This window comes from Burkholderia sp. BCC1993 (assembly GCF_905339865.1).
Classification (GTDB): Bacteria; Pseudomonadota; Gammaproteobacteria; order Burkholderiales; family Burkholderiaceae; genus Burkholderia.
On sequence record NZ_CAJPGZ010000075.1, the window covers coordinates 1 to 396 of the forward strand.

The 396-nt window shown below is 69.7% G+C and carries 1 pseudogene; it reads right to left on the bottom strand.

From position 1 onward, the window contains the following. A pseudogene (locus tag U4Y91_RS36635) lies at positions 1–396 on the bottom strand (phosphomannomutase/phosphoglucomutase); the annotation flags it as partial.

Below are 396 nucleotides of genomic sequence, written 5' to 3' on the forward strand. Positions count from 1 at the left end.
TTCGCAGCCGAGCGCCTTGAACAGACGCGTCGCGAGCGGGCCCGCGACGCCGTTGCCGGCGTCGACGACGAGCTTCAGCGGGCGCGCGAGCTTGATGTCGCCGACGATGCGCGCGATGTACTGATCGGCGACGTCGAACTGCTCGAACGCGCCGCTGCCCGTTTCGAAGCGCGCGTCGACGATGCGGCGGTACAGCGCCTGGATCTGCTCGCCGTAGATCGCCGCACCGCGCAGCACCATCTTGAAGCCGTTGTAGTCGGGCGGGTTGTGGCTGCCGGTGACGACGATGCACGAATCGACGCGGCGCTCGCCGCCCTTCAGGGCGAGCGGCACGCTCGCCGCGAAATAGCCGACCGGCGTGGGCACCATGCCGACGTCGACGACGTCGACGCCTGC